The 4,288-nt window shown below is 37.4% G+C and carries 4 protein-coding genes and 1 riboswitch; of the genes, 1 reads left to right on the top strand and 3 read right to left on the bottom strand.

Features of this window, described 5'->3' with window-relative positions:
* Nucleotides 1-606: 606 nt before the first annotated feature.
* From V7127_RS25415 to V7127_RS25405, 3 genes are all read right to left on the bottom strand, one after another.
* Entirely contained in the window at nucleotides 607-1,521 is a 915-nt protein-coding gene (locus V7127_RS25415) for a nucleoside hydrolase (RefSeq protein WP_335355529.1), read from the bottom strand.
* 38 nt (nucleotides 1,522-1,559) lie between these two features.
* Entirely contained in the window at nucleotides 1,560-2,507 is a 948-nt protein-coding gene (locus tag V7127_RS25410) for a nucleoside hydrolase (protein WP_335490955.1), read from the bottom strand.
* A gap of 832 nt (nucleotides 2,508-3,339) precedes the next feature.
* Nucleotides 3,340-3,549, bottom strand: coding sequence for a hypothetical protein (locus tag V7127_RS25405; RefSeq protein WP_335490953.1), 210 nt, complete (start codon nucleotides 3,547-3,549; stop codon nucleotides 3,340-3,342).
* A 95-nt stretch (nucleotides 3,550-3,644) separates the two neighbouring features.
* Nucleotides 3,645-3,739, bottom strand: a riboswitch (cyclic di-GMP riboswitch).
* A 134-nt stretch (nucleotides 3,740-3,873) separates the two neighbouring features.
* Between V7127_RS25405 and V7127_RS25400 the strand changes: the two genes are divergently transcribed.
* Nucleotides 3,874-4,083 (top strand): hypothetical protein, encoded by a 210-nt coding sequence (locus V7127_RS25400; protein ID WP_335490950.1) that lies wholly within the window; start codon nucleotides 3,874-3,876, stop codon nucleotides 4,081-4,083.
* The last annotated feature ends 205 nt before the right edge of the window (nucleotides 4,084-4,288 follow it).

The raw sequence follows: 4,288 nt of genomic DNA, 5'->3' as shown, positions 1-4,288 counted from the left end.
AAACGTTTGTTTAAAGGCCCTCTTGCATTGATCGGACATGATCTCACTAAGTTTGTATCATAATAATTATTAAAATTAGGCCATTGCTATAAATTGATATATAAATACAATCTTACATATTAATCAAACGTTTAATTAAATCCCCTCAAAGCCAGGAAGGACAAGGGATTGGGACTGTTCAATCAAACGTTTGATTAAACTTTCTAGGAATGTGTAGGTACTTCATCTTTTCTACCATCTAGTCCAAAGATTGAAATTTCCAATGGATAAATCAATTTTTTGATGACTATTTTCATATTCATTGTTCCTTAAAAAAAGGTGGAAATTATTAACACCCTTAACTGCTTGCATAAAAGAAATGATTTCAAAAATTTAATGATCGACGATATTTTATTTAAACTATCAAAATCTTTTCATTAACAAACGAAAAATAGTGAACATTAGTATGGTTGTATAGATAATAGCAAAGTCTATCTAACGATTGTTGTATATCTCCCTAGCGTCACTGTGACCATTCGGTTAACGAAAAAAAGAACCCCACAGAAAAGCAGATCAGTCCGCTTTTCTGTGGGATCTAGTGTTGGTAAGTGAAGAATTCAACTTAAATCATACAACTCTACTTAGAAAATGTTCTAAAAATCGATCTGCATCTACTTCTGTACAGACGCGAATCTTTGGTTCACCTTCAAGATGACCTACGGTTCTTCCTTCCTCTTCCCCTTCTAAAATAACTTTCACATTCATCGTTTCCATCTTTACAAAGCTTGAATCAATCGCAACTCCCACGGCAAGTGGATCATGAAGACCGCAACCGCCGATACCTGGATAATTACTTTCATAAAATCCGATATAAAACTCGGTCATGTCCGCAAAAAATTGACCCGTTTCTTTTCCAGTCGCACGCCATTCATCAAGTCTCGATTTTGGCAATAATGTTTGCAAGGTTACATCTAACCCTACAAGGGTAACCTTTAAACCAGATGAGAAAACATAGTCAGCTGCTTCAGGGTCAGAGATAATATTCGCTTCTGCATACGCATTCACATTCCCTGGTACGGCCACAGCTCCCCCCATCACAACAACCTCTTTAATGAGCGGAATAATTTCCGGCGCTTTTTGGATCGCTAAAGCAAGGTTTGTTAGTGGTCCCACTGCAATGATCGTAATTTCATGCGGGCGATTTTTCACCTGCTCGATCATAAAATCGGGAGCAAATTGACTTCTCACTTGAGTCATCGGTTCGTTCTTCAACGTATTGCCTAATCCATCCTCACCATGGACATGTTTTGACCAAAAATCTTTTTCGCCGCGCACGAATCGTTGAGCAGCCCCTTGATAAACAGGAATGTTCTTCCCTAATTTTTCGATCACAACAAGTGTATTACGAGTCGCTTCTTCTACAGGTACGTTCCCGAAGCAGGTCGTAAACCCAAGAATCTCTAGTTCAGGAGAATTTATGGAGTAAGACATCGCTAATGCATCATCAATCCCCGTATCAACATCAAAAATAATTGCTTTCATCACTAATCCCCATTTCAACAGTTTAAAATTTTTTCAAATTACTTGTCTGTGTAGCTTTTCAGTGCCTTGATGACCATATCCCAAAACTTCGTATGATCTAGTTTCAAGGCAACATTGACATTTGGTTCACGGCCGGTTACACCGTGCATATCTACTAAGGTCATTCCGTAAGTATGAACCCCGGTTGTCTCCACATCCACACGCAACTTTTTCGCCTCAACAACAGAAGGATCGATACAATACGCTACACAGCAAACGTCATGTACAGGTGGATGTTCGAATCCAAATACCTCTAAATACGTTTTGCGGAAAAACACCAGTAGCTCGCTCACAAATTGCCCAACGGGATTGTCAATCGCAGCAATGCGTTCACAAACCTCGTTAGTCGCTAAAGCTTGATGAGTAAGGTCAAGCCCCATCATCGTAATCGGAACGCCACTCTCAAAAACAACCTTTGCTGCCTCCGCATCCACATAAATATTGAATTCTGCTGCTGGAGTCCAGTTGCCAAACGTACCTCCACCCATGATGACAATTTCTTGAATTTTAGATAGGATAGCCGGTTCACGTCTCATAGCCATCGCGATATTCGTTAGCGGGCCAGTAGGAACGAGTGTAATATCCTCATCTGATTCCATTAGCTTTCGAATAATAAAATCAACAGCGTGTTCCTCTTCGATCGTTTTAGTAGCCTCTGGTAGAACCGGTCCGTCCATTCCGGAATCTCCATGAATATCGGGAGCTGTTTCGCGTTTTCTGACAAGCGGTTGACCGCTTCCTTGGAAAACAGGTACATCATACATGCCGGCAATCTCACAAACTTTTAGGGCATTCTTCGTTGTTTTCTCCACTTCAGCGTTCCCTGCTACAGTTGTAATACCGACTAATTCAATGTTTGGATTCCCTGCTGCGAGTAAAATAGCAATGGCATCATCATGACCTGGATCACAATCAAGAATAATTTTGCGTTTCTTGTTTTCTAGCATAGAAAAATACCGTCCTTTTCATTACTTTGTAAATGCCACACATAAAGAATCTACTATTTATTATGCTTTCATAGGGCATAAATCAATCGAGCTAAAATGGTTTGTCTTAGATCATTTAAAATAGAACCACTTAATTTCAAATTTACATAGTCTCTCTTATAGTGGAAAACTAGAGCAAAAAAGAATGCTCAACATAACACAATCTTATAATATCAAATTTTCACGTAAAAAAGAAAAATGATCTCAAAGGTAAATGAGACCATTTCAATTCCTTATATAAAAGAACACAGACCGACAGCATTGATTTCTACTAAATTTGAGTGCTTCGTATTTTTGGGTCATGCCTATCATAGCAATGCCAAAGTATCCAGAACCTTTCTCGCGCTATCTTCTTTCTCTTCTTAATCAAACGATTAATTAGACCCTCTAGGAATGGGCAGGTACCTCATCATATCTACAATCTAGTCCAAAGATTGAAATTTCCAATGGATAAATCAATTTTTTGATGACAATTTTCATATTTATTGTTCCTTAAAAAGAGGAGAAAATTATTAACATCCTTGACTGCTTGCATAAAGGGAATGATTTCAAAATTTAATGATCGATGATATTTTATATATGCTATCAAAATCTTTTCGTTAACAAACGAAAAATAGTGAACATTAGTGTGTTTGTATAGAAACATACAGAATCTATCTAGCGATTGTTGAATTTCTTCCGTGATCCATTTATTCTCATATTGAAATTGGCGTAACAGAAAATCGTAGCGTGATACTCCACCTATGGAATCTAGCATTAAACATTACATCCTTTTCTAAATATAGTAAATGCCTTATAAAACAATGACACATGAAAAATTGATACTAAATTTTAAATCTATTATTACTTTTTGTAGATTTTGAGCCATTGTAATTAAAGCTTCCGCTGAGGACGATGTTTCTTCCATTAAGGCATTTTGTTCCTTTGCTGAAGCAGCCACATTTTTTGTATTTCCTGTGGCTTGTTCAGCCATATTAGCTACCTCTTCCACCATTTCCACCATATTTTGCGAGCAAAATTCACTTGCTCTACAATCGCTGCACAAAAATAGCCGTCCCTGATAAAGAGAGCAGCCATCACTTTACTTATATAAAGTTAATTGGCAACCTGGCGATCATAGTTCAATAGCTAAGCTGAACGACAGACCCATGGCTTTGCGTCCTCACCTTTCAATGAGTTTGCCTTTATCAAATTTTAATAACAAAATTACCATTACTTTCTTATAATTTATATAGTAATTAACATAAAATGAATAGTCAACAAAACTTAGCTAAATTTTACACAAATGTTACATGATTCGACAAATGTTTAATTGATTTATTCTTGAGTGTTTTTTCAAAAAGATGTAGATTATGTCATTAATACTGATGCAGGATTGGTAAAGGATACGTCAACTGCTCAAAATGACAGTCTGCAATTTAGGGTAGCTACGACTAAGAAAGGAGATGTGGTTAAACCAGAAGTGACCATCGTCCAAGGTGCAGAAAACGGACAATTTAAAGCGGTATTTAGTGATGATAAAAAACAAGTCCTGTGACGAACATCAAAAGTCACAGGGCTTTTTCCATTTATGACATTGTTCGCCCCAATATTAAACACCTAACCAACCGATCATTTATAAGTTTTCTATCTACCCTTAGAAGCAACCAAGACGTCGTCATGGGTCTCGCTTTCCAATGAGCTTTCTCCAAACATCCCTCCCTGTCACCTCTTCAAACCCTTCCAATCAAACGTTTGATTAA

It is taken from the genome of Bacillus sp. JJ1773 (genome assembly GCF_036962035.1).
Lineage (GTDB): Bacteria > Bacillota > Bacilli > Bacillales > Cytobacillaceae > Cytobacillus.
Note: the sequence above shows the minus strand (reverse complement) of the source record. Positions and strands in the feature narration are given on the sequence as shown.